This is a genomic window from Micromonospora rifamycinica, assembly GCF_900090265.1.
Taxonomy (GTDB): Bacteria; Actinomycetota; Actinomycetes; order Mycobacteriales; family Micromonosporaceae; genus Micromonospora; species Micromonospora rifamycinica.
The window spans coordinates 5,169,499-5,186,192 of the sequence record NZ_LT607752.1 but is presented as its reverse complement, the minus strand read 5'-3'; the positions used below and the strand labels follow the sequence as shown (position 1 = coordinate 5,186,192).

Annotated in this window: 16 protein-coding genes; 7 read left to right on the top strand and 9 right to left on the bottom strand. The window is 73.6% G+C overall.

What is annotated here, in order from left to right:
- Positions 1-191 precede the first annotated feature (191 nt).
- A complete protein-coding gene (locus GA0070623_RS21680; protein ID WP_067315190.1) occupies positions 192-1,418 on the top strand; it encodes a class I SAM-dependent methyltransferase in 1,227 nt (408 codons plus the stop codon).
- A gap of 114 nt (positions 1,419-1,532) precedes the next feature.
- Here the strand turns inward: GA0070623_RS21680 and GA0070623_RS21675 are convergent, their stop codons facing one another.
- Positions 1,533-1,970 carry a hypothetical protein gene (locus tag GA0070623_RS21675; protein WP_067315188.1) on the bottom strand — a complete coding sequence of 146 codons (438 nt, stop codon included), beginning with the start codon at positions 1,968-1,970 and terminating at the stop codon, positions 1,533-1,535.
- A gap of 300 nt (positions 1,971-2,270) precedes the next feature.
- On the opposite strand from GA0070623_RS21675, the gene GA0070623_RS21670 reads away from it, so the two are divergent.
- Positions 2,271-2,687, top strand: coding sequence for a helix-turn-helix domain-containing protein (locus GA0070623_RS21670; RefSeq protein WP_067310523.1), 417 nt, complete (start codon positions 2,271-2,273; stop codon positions 2,685-2,687).
- Positions 2,688-2,694: 7 nt separating this feature from the next.
- Here GA0070623_RS21670 and GA0070623_RS21665 read toward each other — a convergent pair whose 3' ends face one another.
- The 3 genes from GA0070623_RS21665 to GA0070623_RS21655 all read right to left on the bottom strand — a co-directional run bounded on the left by GA0070623_RS21665 (position 2,695) and on the right by GA0070623_RS21655 (position 8,115).
- Complete coding sequence (locus GA0070623_RS21665) at positions 2,695-3,894, bottom strand: hypothetical protein (RefSeq protein WP_331715187.1); 1,200 nt, start codon at positions 3,892-3,894, stop codon at positions 2,695-2,697.
- A gap of 205 nt (positions 3,895-4,099) precedes the next feature.
- The gene (locus GA0070623_RS21660; protein WP_067310521.1) at positions 4,100-6,262 is read right to left on the bottom strand and encodes a RecQ family ATP-dependent DNA helicase; all 2,163 of its coding nucleotides are present in this window, start codon (positions 6,260-6,262) and stop codon (positions 4,100-4,102) included.
- 38 nt (positions 6,263-6,300) lie between these two features.
- Positions 6,301-8,115, bottom strand: coding sequence for an AfsR/SARP family transcriptional regulator (locus GA0070623_RS21655; RefSeq protein WP_067310518.1), 1,815 nt, complete (start codon positions 8,113-8,115; stop codon positions 6,301-6,303).
- A 144-nt stretch (positions 8,116-8,259) separates the two neighbouring features.
- Between GA0070623_RS21655 and GA0070623_RS21650 the strand changes: the two genes are divergently transcribed.
- Positions 8,260-9,096 (top strand): hypothetical protein, encoded by an 837-nt coding sequence (locus tag GA0070623_RS21650; protein ID WP_067310515.1) that lies wholly within the window; start codon positions 8,260-8,262, stop codon positions 9,094-9,096.
- A gap of 62 nt (positions 9,097-9,158) precedes the next feature.
- On the opposite strand, the gene GA0070623_RS21645 is transcribed toward GA0070623_RS21650, so the two are convergent.
- Positions 9,159-9,413: a hypothetical protein gene (locus GA0070623_RS21645; protein ID WP_157517570.1), complete on the bottom strand. Its 255-nt coding sequence runs from the start codon at positions 9,411-9,413 to the stop codon at positions 9,159-9,161.
- Positions 9,410-9,766 carry a DivIVA domain-containing protein gene (locus tag GA0070623_RS21640; protein WP_084261398.1) on the bottom strand — a complete coding sequence of 119 codons (357 nt, stop codon included), beginning with the start codon at positions 9,764-9,766 and terminating at the stop codon, positions 9,410-9,412. Before GA0070623_RS21640 ends, GA0070623_RS21645 begins: the two co-directional genes overlap by 4 nt.
- Before the next feature lie 299 nt (positions 9,767-10,065).
- On the opposite strand from GA0070623_RS21640, the gene GA0070623_RS21635 reads away from it, so the two are divergent.
- Together GA0070623_RS21635 and GA0070623_RS21630 are read left to right on the top strand one after the other, a co-directional pair.
- Positions 10,066-10,293, top strand: coding sequence for a winged helix-turn-helix domain-containing protein (locus GA0070623_RS21635; RefSeq protein ID WP_067310509.1), 228 nt, complete (start codon positions 10,066-10,068; stop codon positions 10,291-10,293).
- A gap of 120 nt (positions 10,294-10,413) precedes the next feature.
- On the top strand, positions 10,414-10,815 hold the full coding sequence (locus GA0070623_RS21630; RefSeq protein WP_067310506.1) for a hypothetical protein: 402 nt from the start codon (positions 10,414-10,416) through the stop codon (positions 10,813-10,815).
- Positions 10,816-10,963: 148 nt separating this feature from the next.
- Here the strand turns inward: GA0070623_RS21630 and coaD are convergent, their stop codons facing one another.
- Complete coding sequence (gene coaD, locus GA0070623_RS21625; RefSeq protein WP_231932520.1) at positions 10,964-11,386, bottom strand: pantetheine-phosphate adenylyltransferase; 423 nt, start codon at positions 11,384-11,386, stop codon at positions 10,964-10,966.
- A gap of 164 nt (positions 11,387-11,550) precedes the next feature.
- Positions 11,551-12,693 (bottom strand): glycerophosphodiester phosphodiesterase, encoded by a 1,143-nt coding sequence (locus GA0070623_RS21620; RefSeq protein ID WP_067310500.1) that lies wholly within the window; start codon positions 12,691-12,693, stop codon positions 11,551-11,553.
- Positions 12,694-12,933: 240 nt separating this feature from the next.
- On the opposite strand from GA0070623_RS21620, the gene GA0070623_RS21615 reads away from it, so the two are divergent.
- Together GA0070623_RS21615 and GA0070623_RS21610 are read left to right on the top strand one after the other, a co-directional pair.
- Complete coding sequence (locus GA0070623_RS21615) at positions 12,934-14,268, top strand: TrkH family potassium uptake protein (RefSeq protein WP_067310497.1); 1,335 nt, start codon at positions 12,934-12,936, stop codon at positions 14,266-14,268.
- Positions 14,258-14,926, top strand: a complete 669-nt coding sequence (locus GA0070623_RS21610) for a potassium channel family protein (protein WP_089004143.1) — start codon at positions 14,258-14,260, stop codon at positions 14,924-14,926. The genes GA0070623_RS21615 and GA0070623_RS21610 overlap by 11 nt, the downstream gene beginning before the upstream one ends.
- A 17-nt stretch (positions 14,927-14,943) precedes the next feature.
- On the opposite strand, the gene GA0070623_RS21605 is transcribed toward GA0070623_RS21610, so the two are convergent.
- Positions 14,944-16,623, bottom strand: a complete 1,680-nt coding sequence (locus GA0070623_RS21605) for a serine/threonine-protein kinase (RefSeq protein ID WP_067310491.1) — start codon at positions 16,621-16,623, stop codon at positions 14,944-14,946.
- Positions 16,624-16,694 lie beyond the last annotated feature (71 nt).

Sequence of the window (16,694 nt, the reverse complement as noted above, 5' to 3'; positions counted from 1 at the left end):
GGGGGCACCATGATCAGGTTGCGATTTCGCGTACTTGCATCGGCGTGTCGTCTGCAAAACTGCAATCTGATCTTGAGGCCACTCTGAGTCGCGGTTTGCAGCGGGATGCTGCGGGTGGGCACCGGTGCGGCGCGGGACACCCGGGGACGGCCCGGCCGCGGCACCGGTCGGGCGGGAAGGATGATGGCAGGATGCCGGAACCGTTGGACGTCGCCCTGACCGAGGTGCGGGCGTTGCTGCTCGACCCCGCCCTGACCCGCGCCGTCGCCGCCGGCCGACGCCGGGGGCAACGTCCCTCCGTGGTACGCGCCGAGCTCCGCCCGGTCGCCCTCAAGGCCGGCACCCGGTTGCAGATCTCCACCTCCGACGGGGTACGGCCGTACACCCAGAACGTGGTGCCGGGCGGCCCGGACGCCGACGCGGCGGTCGACGCGCTGCTCGCCGAGCCGTTCGGCAACTGGCACGTGGAGACCGCCAGGGCCACCCTCCAGCTCCGGGTGACCAAGTCCGGCGACGCCCAGGTGCACCGGGCGGCGGCCAGCCGTCCGGCGGCCGGGCCGGAGGGCCACGACCGGGCCAAGGAGTACCTCCTCGACCCGGGAGACCCGATCTTCGCGGAGATCGGTGGCAGCGCCGCCAAACGGCGACAGGTGGACGCCTTCCTGCGCGCGTTGGCCGCCACTCTCCCCGACGACCTCACCGGCCGACTGCGCGTGGTCGACCTGGGCTGCGGCAATGCCTACCTGACCTTCGCCGCGTACCGGTACCTGACCGGCCGCGGGCTGGACGTGGACCTCGTCGGGGTGGACGTCCGGGAGGACCAGCGGCGGCGCAACACCGAGCTGGCCGAGCGCCTCGGCTGGGGCGACCGGGTGTCCTTCGTCGCCGGCACCATCGCCGACGCCGTGGTGGAGCCCGCCCCCGACCTGGTCCTCGCGCTGCACGCCTGCGACACCGCCACCGACGAGGCGCTGGCCCGGGCGGTGCGCTGGCAGGCCCGCTGGATCCTCGCCGCCCCGTGCTGCCACCACGACCTCGCGGCGCAGTTGCGCGCCCGACCGGCCCCGGCGCCCTACGAACTGCTGACCCGGCAGGGCATCCTGCGGGAACGCTTCGCCGACGTGCTCACCGACGCGCTGCGCGCCGGGTTGCTGCGGACGCACGGCTACCGGGCCGAGGTGGTCGAGTTCGTCGACTCCCGGCACACCCCCCGGAACCTGCTGATCCGCGCCCGCCGTAACGGCTCCGGCGGCGACCCGGGCACCGGCGGCGGTACCGCCCGCCCGCAGCGGGCACCCGGCGACCCGGGCGACGACGGGGTGGCGGCCGAGTACCGGCAGCTGGTCGACCAGTGGCAGGTCACCCCACGCCTGTCGACCCTGCTGGCCGACCACCCCACGCCGACCGCCGGGCACTGAGGCACGGCTCAGCGACGCCGACCGCCGCCCCGGCCGGCAGGAGCAAGGCAGGCCGCCGCCCCGACCGACCGGAGCAGGGTCGACCGCCGCCCCGACCGGCGGGAATGGCCGGGCTCAGCGACGCCGGTTGCCGCCCCGACCGCCGGGCCGCTCCCCGGTGGACCGGTCGAACACCGGGGAGACCCGTTCGCGGGTGCCCCGCTCGTCGTCGCCGGACAGCGTGGGGAACGGCACCACCGTGCCGGACGTCTCGGCGTTGCCGGCGGCGGTGAAGGCGTTCCAGGAGATGTCGACCAGGAGCCGTTTGAGTTCGGCGTGCCGGGCCGCGGCGCTGCGTTGCAGCGCCAACCGGACGCCGAGCACCACCCCCACCAGTGAGGTGGTGACGGCGCCGGCGGCGGCCAGCACGTGCGCCCCGGTCACCCGGTCACCGGTCGTCACCAGCACCAGCAGCCAGCTCCAGAAGCCCACGGCGAACACGCCCGCCTTGGCGACGAAGAAGAGGCTGACCGCACCCGGGCGGTGCGGCACCGGACGATCGGGTTCGGCCATCCTGCTCCTCCTCGGTGCTGCCGGGACAGGTCGGTGACCCGTCGATACTGCCGGGACAGGTCGGTGACCCGTCGATACTGCCGGGACAGGTCGGTGACCCGTCGATTTTAGGTGACGGACGGCAATCGTCGCCGCTCGCCGACCGCACCCGGAACGACTGCCACCTGCGGCGCGGTCCCACGACGGGCCTGTCGTCGACCTGGACGGCCGGTCGGGGAGTCACGCCGGCCGGCGGTCGTACTACCCTCGAAGGGCACACCGGACACCCGACCTCCCCGGAGAGGGGACGATCTCACCGGCATGGCTTCGACCGAGGTCTCACCACAGATGGCGTTCGCCCGTTTCGTGCGGCGGGCCATCGACGACGCCCGTGACGAGCGGGGTTGGACGGTGACCGACCTCGCGGCCCACACCGGTGTCGGCCGGTCCACCGTCTTCCGGTGGCTCGCCGGTGACTGGCAGGACTACCCCGAGCTGGCCAAGGTGCGCGGCTTCTGCGCCGCCCTCGATCTGCCGGTGGCGGCGGCCTTCCGGGCGCTCGGCCTGCCCGACTCGGGGCCGGTGCCCCGCCGCCGCGCCGACGACGGCCCGGTGGAGGCGGACGTCCGGGTGATCCTCGACCGGCTGGCCGACCCGTCGGTGCCCGCCGAGGAGAAGCACCACATCCGGGATCTGCTGCGTTACCTGGCCCGCCGCCCGGTCCGCCGGGCCGGCTGAGCCGGGGTCAGCGGACGCTCAGGGTGAACTCCGCGGTCCGCACCACGTCCGCCACCTGGAAGTCCAGATACATCCGGTAGCTGCCGGGGCCGGGCGCGGTCAGCCAGAAGGTCACCGTGTCACCGGTCGGCCCGGGTTCGGGGTGCACGTGCAGGTAGCCCAGATCGCCCTCGCGGAGGGCGACCAGGTGCCCGTACGCGCCGAGGTAGCGCTCCAGGGCGGCGGGCCGCCCGGCCCCGTCGCGGACCTGGAACCGCAGCGGTACGGCGGCACCCACCTGTGGGGTGCCCGTGTAGTCGACGGTGAACCCGGCCACGTTCGCGCGGGTGGCCGGGGCGGGCAGCGGGCGGGGTGCGTAGTCCCCCGGTGCGACCAGGTCCACGCCCAGCGTCGCCGGGGTCTGCCGCCCGTCGTCGGCGACCACGGTGAAATCGGTGTACGCCCGCCAGACGCCCGGCTGCGGCAGGGTCAGCGGGATCGACCAGGTGCCGTCGGCGGCCATCGTCGGGTGCAGGTGCTGGAATCCGGTGAGGTCGCGGCGTACCACGATCAGGTGCATCGGCTTGTCGTGCACGACCGCGAACCGGGTGACCGGTCGCCGCTGGGCGTCCCGGATCTGGAACCGCAGTTCACCCGCCCGCCCGGCGACGAACTCCCCGCCCGACGGGGTGAGCGTGTAGCCGTCGGAGGTGACCGACAGGCCGGTGGCCCCGTCGCCGGCCGGCTGCCCGGCAGTGGCGTCGTGCTGGTGCGCGCCGGTGCCCGGAGCGTGGCTGTGGTCCCCGGCGGCGGTCCCGACGGTCGCCGCCGTACGGTCGATCGGCCTTCCGTCGGCCCGGCCGAGACCGAAGCCGAGCAGGACGGCCAGCGCCAGTCCACCGACCACCAGCGCCAGCCGCAGCGTGGCCCGGTCCGGTCCGACCGCCGGCCCCGCCGACCGCGCCCCGGCGGACGTCGACCCCCCGGACAGCGCCCACCCGGCGGATGTCGGTCCCCCGGACAGCGCCCGCCCGGCGGGCTGCGGGGCCTCCCGGTCGTCGGTCGAGTCGCGGCGGTCCACCGGCGCCGGGGCTCGTGCCCCGGCAGCCGACACGGCGGGTCCGGCCGGCACTGCGGGTCCGGCCGGCACGGCGGCACCCTCGTCGGCGGCCGACGCACCCTGGTCCGCCGGGTCGGCCGGCCGGGTGACGGATCGCTGGTCGGCCATCCGCCCACCGTACCGCCGCCGCCGTCGGCGACCGGGCAGCGGCCGGTCACCGTGGCGCCGGTCGCATTACCGCCGGCCGGGGAACTTCGCGGCGGTCGGCGGTGCGGTGATTCGACCGGCGGCGGACCGGCCCGCCGGCGAGGGCGGACCAGCCGGGCGAGCGGACCAGCCGGGCGAGCGGGCCAGCCGGGCGAGGGCGAGGGGGTCAGCCGGCGAGGGCGAGGGCGAGCGGGAGGACGTCGGGGGCGCCGGCCCGGCGCAGCAGGCGGGCCGCCATCGTCATCGTCCAGCCGGAGTCGACCAGGTCGTCGACGAGCAGTACCGGGCCGTCCAGTCCGGCCAGCGCCCCGGCCACCTCGTCGGGGAGGCTGAAGGCGTCGTGCAGGGCGCGTACCCGCTGGGCGCTGTTGCCGCGCGGCCCGCCGGCCCCGGCCGGGCCGACCGGGGTGACCGCGCCGAGCAGCGGCAGCCGGCCGACCGTGGCGATCCGCTCGGCGAGCGAGGCGACCAGGGCCGGGTGGCTGCGGGAGCCGACCGCGACCACACCGGCCGGGCGGCGCGGCCACGGGTCGTCACCGTGCGCCCAAGCCTTCAGCACCTCCACCACAGCCGCCGCCACGTCGTCGGGGACCGGGCCGTCGGCCGTGTCCGGGCCGACCAGGCCGCGCAGCCGGCCACCCCAGCCGAGGTCGGACAGCCGCCCCACGGCCCGGCCGGGCAGCGCCTGCTCCGTGGGCGGGATCCGCCCCTTCAGCGGTACGCCGACCGCGTCGAGCCCGGTCGGCCAGAGCTTCTTGGGGGCGATCTGCACCCCGGGACGGCCGAGGAAGCTCTGCGCGGCGGTCAACGCGGGGCCGGAGACCTCGGCGGTGAACAGCGGCGTGGCGCAGCGGTCGCACCGGCCGCAGTCGTCCGCCCCGCTGTCGTCCAGGCATTCCCGCAGGTAGCGCATCCGGCAGCCGGTCGTGCCGGCGTACTCGCGCATGGCCTGCTGTTCGGCGGTGCGGGCCTGGGCGACCCGACGCAGCCGGGCCTCGTCGTAGGTCCACGGCTCGCCGGTGGCGAGCCAGCCGCCGCGCACCCGGCGGACCGCGCCGTCGACGTCGAGCACCTTGAGCATCAACTCCAGGCGGGTCCGCCGCAGGTCGACGATGGGTTCCAGGGCCTGGGTGGAGAGCGGCCGGTCGGTGTGCAGGGCGGCCAGCACGGCACGCACCTGCTCCTCGGGCGGGAACGCCAGCGAGGCGAAGTAGCGCCAGATGGCGGCGTCCTCGACCCCCGGCAGCAGCAGCACCTCGGCGTGTTCGACGGCCCGGCCGGCGCGGCCGACCTGCTGGTAGTAGGCGATCGGCGAGGGCGGCGCACCGAGGTGCACCACGAAACCGAGGTCGGGCTTGTCGAACCCCATCCCGAGCGCGCTGGTCGCCACCAGCGCCTTGATCTTGTTGTCGAGGAGGTCCTGTTCGGCGGCGCGGCGGTCGGCGTCCTCGGCCTGGCCGGTGTAGGAGGCCACCGACCAGCCGCGCGCCCGGAGGAACTCGGCGGTCTCGGTGGCCGCCGCCACAGTGAGCGTGTAGACGATCCCGGAGCCGGGCAGCGCGTCCAGGTGGTCGGCGAGCCAGGCCAGCCGGTGTGCCGGGCTGGGCAGGTCGAGCACGCCCAGCCGCAGCGACTCCCGGTCCAGCGTGCCCCGCAGCACCAGCACGTCGGCCCGTCGCGCGGCCCGGTCGGGCGCCGAATCCTGTTCGGTGCCGAGTTGCTCGGCGACGTCCCGGGTCACCCGCTCGTTGGCGGTGGCGGTGGTGGCGAGCACCGGCGTCCGCTCCGGCAGGTTGCCCAGGAAAGTGCGCAGCCGGCGGTAGTCGGGCCGGAAGTCGTGCCCCCAGTCGGAGACGCAGTGCGCCTCGTCGACCACCAGCAGGCCGGTGGTGGCGGCCAGCCTCGGCAGCACGGTGTCCCGGAAGTCGGGGTTGTTGAGCCGCTCGGGGCTGATCAACAGCACGTCCACCGCGCCCGCGTGGATCTCGGCGGTGATCTCGTCCCACTCGTCGAGGTTGGCCGAGTTGATGGTGCGCGCCCGGATGCCGGCGCGGGCCGCCGCCTCCACCTGGTTGCGCATCAACGCCAGCAGCGGCGAGACGATGACCGTCGGCCCGTGCTCACCGTGCTCACGCAGCAGGGCGGTGGCCACGAAGTAGACCGCCGACTTGCCCCACCCGGTGCGCTGCACGCAGAGCACCCGACGCCGGTCGACCACCAGCGCCTCGATCGCCCGCCACTGGTCCTCCCGCAGCCGGGCGTGCTCACCGGCCAGCCGGCGCAACACCGCCTCGGCCCGCTCCCGCACCGCCACCCGGTCCCCACTCATCCGACATGTCTACCAGCCCTGACCGACCCTTCCACCGGTCAACCATCCGCCGTCGGCACCGGCCTGTCGGGTGGGGTGGAGGCAGGCACGCCGGGCGGAAGGAAGACCAGGACGTCACGGAGTGCTTCAGTCCTCGCGAGTGGCAGCGCGCAACGCCCGGCCAACTCCTCCATCGACCCGTACGGCCCACGGAGCCACCGGTCCATGGCCACCTGGCGGCCCTGCCGTTCAGTCAATCCGGCAAGAGTGAGGAGCACCTGGTCGGCGACTGCGTTGACATCGATCAGACCACCGTCGTCGAAGGTGCGGAACAGGTCGGGGCGGCCGATGGCGAACTGGTACCGGCTGGCCGGGTAGTGGTGCAGCAGGTAGCGGGCCTGCTCGCGGCGTACCCGCTGCTCCTCGGCGCGTAGCTGGAGGCCGGCGGCCCGGTTGGTGATCGCCCCCCACACCCGCCTGCTGAGCAGGAGCACGTGCCCGGCGCCCACCGGCCAGCAGAGGAGCACCAGGCTGAGGCCCAGGAACGCCTGCCACCCCGGCCCTTCCACCGCAGGGTCGAACCGGGCGATGTCGTACACGAGCCAGGAGGTCGCGGCGAGGTATCCGACGCCCGCCACCGCCAGCCGCCAACTGCGCCGCCAGATCGCGTACCCGAGGATCACCAGCCACGTCACGCAGCCGAACGAGAGCAACACCAGCGCGGTACCGACCGCTGTGGCGGTGTTGCTCATCCAGCGCGGCACCGGGTCGCGGGGGCCGGGCCGACGCCGGTGCGGCGTGTCGAGATGTGGGGGCCGCAGGGCGAAGGGCGGCGGCAGTGGGGACGGACCAGGCAGCGGTGGGGCGGCGGCCCACGACGCCGGCGTGCTGCCGGCGGGCCGACCGTCCGCCACCGGGGGCACCGGAGCAGGCGGTAGCGGCTCCTCGGCCCGCGCCGCCGGCCAGCCAGCCCGCCCGCCGCCGACATCACACGCACCATCACCTCCAGGGCCAGGAGACTCGGTGCCGGAAGGGTCGGTGCCGGAAGGGTCGGTGCCGGGAGCCTCGGTGCCGGAAGGGTCGGTGCTGCGGGCGGCGGGGGGAGTGAGCGCCGGGTCGGCGCGGAGGATTCGTCGGTGCAGGTCGCGCAGCGCCTCCCCCGGTTCGATGCCGTGTTCCTCCCGGAGCAGGTCGTCGATCTCGCGGTACGCCGCCAACGCCTCGGCCTGCCGACCGCTGCGGTACAGCGCCAACATGAACTGGTGCCGCAGCCGCTCCCGCACCGGGAACTCGGCCACCAGTTCCACCAGCTCACCGACCAGCTCCCGATGCCGCCCCTGGTCCAGTCGGAGTTCAGCCCATGACTCCAGCGCACCGGCCCGGATCTCCACCAGGCGCTGCCGGGCCGCCTCCAGCACCGGGCCGGTGAGTCCGCCGAACGGCTCGCCGTGCCACAGCTCCAGCGCCGCCCGCAGCTCGGCTGCCGCCTCACCGGTACGGCCCGCAGCCCGGTGCTGCTCCGCCTGCCGTACGCCCCGTTCGAAACGGAACGCGTCCACCGCCGCCGGATCCACCCGCAGCAGGTAGCCGGCATCGGTGCGGGTGATCACCTGTCCGGGCGCCCGGGGTGACCGTTCCGGCTCCAGCACCCGGCGTAACCCCGCGACGTACTTCTGCACCACGTTGGGTCCGTTCGCGGGCGGGTCCTCCGGCCAGACCGCGTCGATCATCTGGAAGGTGGGCACCGGTCGACCGGCGGAGAGGAGCAGGACCGCCAGCACGGCGCGCTGCTTTCCGGGACCGAGATCGACCAGCCGCTCCCCGCACCAGGCGAGCTGCGGCCCGAGCACCTGGAAACGCAACGGCTCTGACACGCGGTTTCCGCTCCTGACGCCCCCGGCCGTGCGGCACGGCAGTGCACGGCAGCCGGACGGCAGCATAACGGCAGCGGTACGGCGGTGCTGTCCATGCAGGATCTCGCCAGCAATCGGCCAGCGCAGTGAAAGTGAGTCAACGACATGACACAGCGAACCGGCACCACCGGGAGCATCCGGCGGGTCGCAGCCACCGGGAGCGCCCTGCTGACCGCCACCGTCCTCCTCACGGGTTGCGCCGTACCCGACCGGAGTTCCGCCGGGGCGACGCCGCCAGCTCCGTCGACGTCCCCCTCGCCCGATCCCAAGACCGCCCTGCTGGCCGCCGTGCCGGACGACGACGACCCGCGCTTCCGGTTCACCCACTCCGGGGGTGCCGACAAGGTCTCCGGGGTGGTCGACCCGGCCGCCGAGGCGACGGAGTTGACCTTCTCGCAGCGGAGCACCGACCCCGCCTTCACGATGACCATGTCGATGCGGGTGATCGACGACCGGGTCTGGATGCGGGTGAAGCTGACCGGCATCGACGGCCTGCACGAGGCGATGAAGTTGCCGAAGCGCTGGATGAAGCTGGACCCGTCCAAGATCAAGGACGAGGCGGACAACCTCGTGTACGAGGGCGCCGACCCGGGCAACACCGGCGTGCTCATCGAGAGCGCGTCAACGGTGCAGGACAAGGGCTCCGGCACGTACACCGGCTTCATCGATCTGACCGCGAGCGACCAGGCGGCCCAGGCGGTGGACGACGTCGACGTGGCCGCGCTCGGCCCGGCTGCCAGGCAGGTGCCGTTCACCGCGGTCGTCGGAGCGGACGGCAACCTCGGTTCGCTGACCCTGAAGGTCCCGGCGGCAGGCAAGGCGAAGGCCCACACGGTGGTCACCCGCTACTACGACTTCGGCAAGGCGCCGAGCCTCGCCGCACCGAGCGGTGACCAGGTGCAGACGGCACCGGCCTCGGCGTACGAGCTGCTGAACGGCTGATCCACAGGTACCGGCACCGGGCGGGGCGCGGCCACACGGGGGGCCGCGCCCCGCCCGGTGCCCTACCTACCGTCCACCGCCGGACGACGAACCGGCGGGTTGTCCGGTGCCGGCTGCGCTCGCCCCCCGCCACCGCCGGTTGGGCGCGCAGTCGCCGTGGTGGTCGGCTGGTCGTCCTCGTGGGAGACGGTGGTGGTGCCCGGGTCGACGTCGGGCAGGGAGGCGAGTGCCCGGGTGATCGCGCGGGCGAGTCCCTGGGCGGCGGCCAGGTCGTCGGCGGCCACCGGTAGGTGGACGACGAACCGCTCCCGGGTCACCACCGCACGTCCGAGGTGAAGTGGGTACGCCAGGAGCGCAACGCCTGTTTGATCCGCTGGTTCTCCTCCCGGGTCAGGGCGAGGTCGCGCCGCGCCGTTGCCAGGTCGGCGGCGACCCGGTGCAGGAAGGCGTCCACCTCCACCGGATCGAGCCCCCGCTTGACCAGCCGGAACTGTCGTCGCCGGACCTCTCCGGCGGTCAGCGGCCGGCACGCCCGCGACCGGTACCAACCGCCGTTCGGCGGGCGCTCCGGCCAGTGTCGTTCCGACCCGCTGGGCTGCGCACCAGGTTCCCGGCCGCGCCACGGGCGGCGACCGGACAGCCGGCGGAGCAGGGACAGCAGGATGTGCATGGGTCACCTTCCGGGTCGCGTTCCATTCGGTGCCGTGGAAGGTGACCCGGCCCGCGGACAGGGGACGCGGGCCGGGTCACCGGCGTCGGGACCGCAGCCCTGTGCGGCGGTACGGCCCCGGAGCCAACCCCTGGTGTCCGCCCCCGAGGTCTGCCGAACCAACCGGAGCGAGACAGCCAAAACCTACACCAGTATCTAGCGATAGTCGACCCCCAGTTACCGGGGTGTCGACAACTTGTTGCAGTTACTTGTGCAGGTAGGGCAAGATCAGGGATGCCGAACCAACCGGAGTCCTTACCATGCCCACTGCGCCTGCGCCCTACAAGGTGATCGCCAATGACTTCACTGCGAAGATCAAGAGCGGTGAACTGAAGCCGGGCGACAAGCTGCCCTCGACCCGTCAGATCGCCGACCAATATGACGTCAGCATGAATACCGCCTATCGGGCGATGTCACTGCTGCACGACCGGGAGCTGATCACCGGTCAGCCCGGCCGGGGCACCTACGTCGCCGAACCCTCCACGTAGCAGCCCGACCGCCCGGCAACGCGGTGACCCGGGGACCTCCGGCGGTGAGCAGCAGAGCGGCCAGGCTTTGCGGATCGTCGATGGGCCGACCGCCGGTGTTCGGTTCGTTAGGGTGGGCCGATGCGGCGACTCACCGAGGAGACCGTCCTGGCCGTCGGCAGGCTGACGCTGGCCGCGACCGAGCTGGAGTACCTCCTCGCCAGCATCGGCACCGGTCAGGCTGAGGGCGGCGACCTTCCCACGATCTTCACCGGTCCCGGCGAGCCGGTGCAGGTGGCGCGACGCGCCGCCCACCTCGCTCCCCCGGCCCACCGTGCCGAGTTCGTCGGGCTGGTCGAGGCGGCCGCGACGTACCTCGTGCAGGGCCGGACGGCCGTACGCGCATTGTGGCTCGACGGTAACCGCGTCGACGCGGCGACCTTCGACGAGATCGCCGGCCTGGTGCTGCGCTGCCGGGACCGGCTCCAGGCGCTGCACGACGACCTGACCCACCCTGCATCCGCGCCACCCCGCACCCGTTGACCGTCCGGGCGGATCCCCACCGGCTCAGTCGCTGGATTGTGGAGAGTTATCGTCGCCAGGGCGGCAACAACTCTCCACAATCCGGCGACCTGGACCGCCCGCCCGGGCTACCCCGACCACGCTGGCGGCCTGGACCCCGACGTCCGCGCTACCCCGATCGCGGCAGCGACGTCCCCAGCGTGCGGGCGGCGGTCGACGACATCGCCGCCAGTTCGGGCTGGGCGGGCAGGAAAACCGTGGGGACACCCAGTGACTCGTTCATCGCGGCGAGCCGGCACTCGGCCTGGAGGTCTGTCGTGTTCCGCACACCCCGGACGATTACTGCCGCCCCGTGGCGGAGGCAGTAGTCGGCCGTCAACCCGCGCCAGGCGGCGACCGTGACGGAGGTCCATCCCGCCGGCAGGCCCGTCCGGACGGCGGCGGCCCGCTGGTGTTCGTCGAGGCCGGGATGCTTCGCGCTGTTGACCGCGACGAGCACGACCACCTCGTCGAAGAGCCTGCGCGCCCGGTCCACCACGTCCAGATGCCCGGGGGTGAAGGGGTCGAAGCTGCCGGGGTAGACGGCACGCACCCTACCGGAGCTTCCTGCCGACGGCCCGTCGATGCCCATGGCCCGACTGTAGGCCCAGCTGACGGGAGTGACTCCTGTGGGCCGGGGTAGCGGTGTCCGGACGACCCGGATACCGCTACCCCGGCCACATTGAGGTGATCAGGCGCCCGACCGGGCGCGAGCGGTCAGCGGGTGGCCAGGCCGGCGCGGGCGGCGACGGCGGTGTCGGGCTGGTCGGCGAAGACGCCGTCCAGGCCGAGGCCGAGGAAGAGTTCGTACTCGGCGGTGATGTCGCCCCGGGCGTTCGGGTCGGCCCCGATCCGGAAGTCGACCGGGAGGAACTGGTTCTCGGCGCGGAAGGTCCAGGCGTGCACCACGAGGTTGTGCCGGTGCGCGTCGCGGATCACCCTGGTCGGGGCGAGCAGCTTGCCGGTGGCGTCCCGGGGGACGATCAGGTTCTTGTTGAGGCCCACCCCGTCGGCGTACCGGGCGATCCCGCGCAGGCCGGCGGCGGTCGCCAGGTCCTGGTAGGTGCGCGGGTCACCGGCGGCGGTGAAGTCGTACGGCTGGCCGGTGGCGTCGAGGAGCTGGACCAGCGGCACGTCGGTCATCTTGTCGAGCTTGCGCAGGTTGGCGGTCTCGAAGGACTGGATGAAGACCGGGTCGCCACGGTGGGTGAGCTTGTTGCGGCGCAGCACCGCGACCAGCGGCTCCTCCAGCGGCAGCCCGATCGAGGCGAAGTAGCTGGGGTGCTTGGTCTCCGGGTAGACGCCGATGGTGCGGCCCCGGGCCTTCGACTCGGCGCGGGCCAGGTCCAGCACCTCCTGGAAGGTGGGCACCTCGAACCGGCCGTCGAAGGCGGTGTTCGCCACCCGCACCTGGGGCAGCCGCTCCTTGGCCCGCAGCGTCTTGAGCTCGGCCAGGGTGAAGTCCTCGGTGAACCAGCCGGTGACCGGCACCCCGTCGATGGTCCTGGTGGCCTTGCGGCCGGCGAACTCGGGGCGGGCGGCCACGTCGGTCGTACCGGAGATCTCGTTCTCGTGCCGGGCGACCAGCACCCGGTCCCGGGTGGAGACCAGGTCCGGCTCGATGTAGTCGGCCCCCATCCGGATCGCCAACCGGTACGCCTCCAGGGTGTGCTCCGGGCGGTAGCCGCTGGCCCCCCGGTGGCCGATCACCACGGGCCGGTGGGTGGCCCGGTCCGCACGGTCGGAGCGGTCCGCGTCGTCCTCGCGGGCCGAGGCCGCGCCGGGCACGGCCACCGGGACGGCGACGGCCACGGCGAGCAGCGCGCCGGCCACACCGAGGGCGGAAAGGGTACGTCGCAACGCGATCTCCTTGGTCGATGGGCTTCCGGCCCAGCACCGGTACGCCCCAGCGGGTGTCGAGTGGTGCTCACAGCAGACCGGGCGCGGCTGACCGCCAGTTGCCCGTCGCCTGGCCGCCAGGTGAACCCTGCGGGGAGACCGGCGGGAAGGCCGCCAGGTGGAAACCCGGCGGGAAAACCGGGGCGACCCGGGATACGCGATTCACCGGCCCGATCGCGCCGGAATCGACAGGATTGTCTGGTGCGCCGGTTCCTTCGTCACCCCGTCCGGCTGGTGCCGTTCGGTTTCCTGGTGGCGATCGTGATCGGCACCGGCCTGCTGATGCTGCCCTGGGCCACCAGCGCGCACCACTACACCCCGCTGGTCACCGCCCTCTTCACCGCCACCTCGGCGGTCTCGGTCACCGGCATGAACGTCACCGACACCCCGAACTACTGGAACGGGTTCGGGCTGGTGATGATCACCGTGCTCACCCAGGTCGGCGGCCTCGGTATCCTCACCGGCGCGGCCCTGGTCAGCCTGGCCGTGACCCGCCAGCTCGGGCTGCGTAACCGGCTGCTGGTGCAGGCGGAGGCCACCGACTACGGCATCGGCGACATCCGCCGCCTGCTGATGCACATCGCCGGCACGGTGTTCGGCTGCGAACTGGTGATGACCGTCGTGGTCACCGGACGGCTCTGGCTGACCTACCACTATCCGCCGGGCCGGGCGCTGTGGTCCGGGGTGTTCCACTCGGTCCAGGCGTTCAACAACGGCGGGTTCAGCCTCTACTCCGAGGGCCTGGTCGCCTTCGCCCGCGACCCGTGGGTGACGCTGCCGCTGGCCCTCGGCGCGGTCGTCGGCGGGCTGGGCTTCCCCGCCCTGTTCGAGGCGTTCCGGCAGCGGCGTCGCCCGGCCCGTTGGACGGTGGCCACCAAGCTGACCGTCTGGGGCACCCTGGCGCTGCTGGCCACCGGGTTCGTCGGCCTGCTCGCCGCCGAGTGGGCCAACCCGTTCACCATCGGCACCTACGACACCGCCGGCAAGCTGCTCGCCGCCTTCACCCAGATCGCGCTCAGCCGTACCGGCGGCTTCGACGTGATCAACGTGTCGGCGTTGAGCGAGGAGAGTTTTCCCCTGCTCGTCGCCCTGATGTTCATCGGCGGCGGCAGCGCCAGCACCGCCGGTGGCATCAAGGTCTCCACGTTCTTCCTGCTCGGATTCGTCATCTGGGCCGAACTGCGCGGCGAACCCGACGTCACCGTGGGCCGCCGCCGGATCGCCGTGGCCAGCCAGCGCCAGGCGCTGACCGTGACGCTGCTCAGCGTGGCGCTGGTGACCGTCGGCACGCTGTGGCTGACCGTGCTCACCACCGGCGTCCGGTTCAACGACACGGTGTTCGAGGTGGTCTCCGCGTTCAGCACCACCGGCCTCACCGTCGGGCTCGCCGAGCGGTTGTCCTGGTCGGGCCAGCTGGTGCTGACCGTGCTGATGTACATCGGCCGGATCGGGCCGCTCACCCTCGGCTCGGCGATCGCGTTGAACACCCGACGTCGGCTCTACCGCTACCCGAAGGAGCAACCCGTTGTCGGCTAGGAGCGAGGACAGCGGCGACATCGCCGTGATCGGGCTGGGCCGGTTCGGCTGCCACCTGGCCGGGGCGTTGGCCCGGCTCGGCCACCAGGTGCTCGCCGTGGACCACGACGCCGCACGGGTGCAACGCTGGTCGGCCTCGCTGGACCGGGTGGTGCAGGCCGACGCCACCGAGGAACAGGCGCTGCGGCAGCTCGGCATCGGTGACTTCCGCCGGGTGGTGGTCGCCATCGGCGCCTCGGTGGAGGCCAGCGTGCTCACCGTGCTGGCGTTGACCGAGGTGGGCGTACCGCAGATCTGGGCGCGGGCGACCTCCCGGAAGCATGCCAAGATCCTGGCCTCGGTCGGCGCCCACCACGTGGTCTTCCCCGAGGCGGAGACCGGCGAACGGGTGGCCCACCTGATCGTCAGCCGGATGCTCGACTTCATGGAGTTCGGCGACGACTTCGCCATCGCCAAGGTGCCGGTCCCCCCGCCGCTGGTCGGCCACCGCCTCGACGGGCTGGCCCTGCAGGAGCGGTACGGGGTGATGGTGGTCGGCGCCAAACCGGCCGGGGAGCCCTTCCGGTACGCCGAGCCGGACACCCTGCTGGGGCCGGGCAGCATCCTGGTCGTCGAGGGCGGGATCGCCCAGGTGCAACAGTTCGCGGCCCTGCGCTGAGGCTCAGCCCCGCCCGGTCACCGCCCCGGCTTGCCCGCCGCCCCACCCGGCCCCTTGCCCGCCGGCCCCTTGCCCGCGGCCGACCCCGGCCCCTTGCCGGGCTTCTCGGCCTTCGGCTTGGGCTTCGCCGGGGCGGCCCCACCGCCGGAACCGCCCTTGCCGGACGCCTTCGCCGGCTTCTTCACCGCCGGTTTCTTCGCCGCCGGCTTCTTCACCGTCGGCGGCTTCACCACCGGGGCGCTGCCGGCGACCCCGGAGACCCGCACCCCGCAGCTCGACTCGCCGACGGTGAACTCCAGCGGCAGCGGGTTGCCGCCGGTGTACCGGCCGGTCAGCGCGACCTTCTCGGACGCGCCCGGGGCCAGCGCGGCGCGTCCGGCCGCCGGGGTGACCCGGACCGTGCGCCCCTCCTGGCGTACTCCCGGGGTGGTCGTGGTGACGGTCTGCTGGCCGGGGAAGGCGAAGCTCATCGTCCAGTCGCGCAGCTCCCGGGGGCCGGTGTTGGTCAGCGTGAGCTGGGCGGCGAAGTCCCTGCCGGAGTCGCTGCGCAGCGCGTACTCGACCTCGCACGGGGTGGGTTCGGCCAACCCCATCCGGGCCTCGGTGGGCCGGTCGACCCCGCCGCTGGCCGGGCTGCGCGAGGTCACCCCCCAGATCGCCGCGGTCACCGCGACGAGACCCACCGCGACCACCCCGGCCTCGATCCGGCGGCGGCGCGCGGCGGCCCGGCGGTTGCGGGTCCGGCCCGAGAAGGGCAGCGCGTCGGTGTCGGCCGACCAGGGCAGGATCGTGGTGCCCGCGTTGGCGAGCAGGGCCGGATCTCCCCGCCCGGGGGCCGGGGACACCGGCACGGCCGCGACCATCCCGGCCGCGCCGGCGAGGGTACGCGCCACCTCGGTCGTCGCCGGCCGGTCCTCGGGACGCTTGGCCAGGCAGCGGCCGACCAGCTCGACCACCTCGTCGGGCAGCCCGCGCACCGGCGGCATCGGCTCCGGGTCGTGGTACATGTGCGCCCGCAGCATCTGGGTGGTGGTGCTGGCCTGCCAGGGCAGCCGCCCGGTGAGCATCCGGTAGAGCAGCAGCCCGACGGCGTACACGTCGGTGGCCGGGGAGACCTGGCCGTTGTCGAGGCGTTCCGGGGCGAGGTAGGCGGGGGTGCCGAGCAGGGTGCCGTCCGGCCCCTTCTCGCTCTCCCCGACCAGCGCGGAGATGCCGAAGTCGACCACCTTCACCCCGGTGGCGGTCAGCATGACGTTGCCCGGGGTGACGTCCCGGTGCACCACCCCCCGGGCGTGCGCGGTGGCCAGCGCCGAGGTCACCTCGGCCCCGATGGTCACCGCCTCCCGCCAGGGCAGCTGCCCGTCGCGGCCGAGCCGCGCGGTGAGCGGGCCGCCGTCCACCAGCTCCATCACCACGTACGGCACGGTCAGCCCGACCTGCTCGGACTCGCCGTAGTCGTACACGTTGGTGATGTTGGGGTGGCAGAGCCGGGCGGCGGCCTGCGCCTCGATCCGGATCCGGTGCCGGAAGGCCCGGTCGGTGGCCAGCCGGGAGGCGAGCACCTTCACCGCGACCTGACGGCCGAGCACCTGGTCGTAGCCGCGCCACACCACGGACATCCCGCCCGCGCCGAGCTGCTCGATCAGCCGGTACCGCTCACCGAGGAGCTGGGCGGCGTTGCGCACTCCTGCACCCATGGTCGACCGAGTTGCCCGGGTAGGCCCCCGCTACACCTCGCTGGGCGTAATCGGTCAGGAAAGTCACCCGA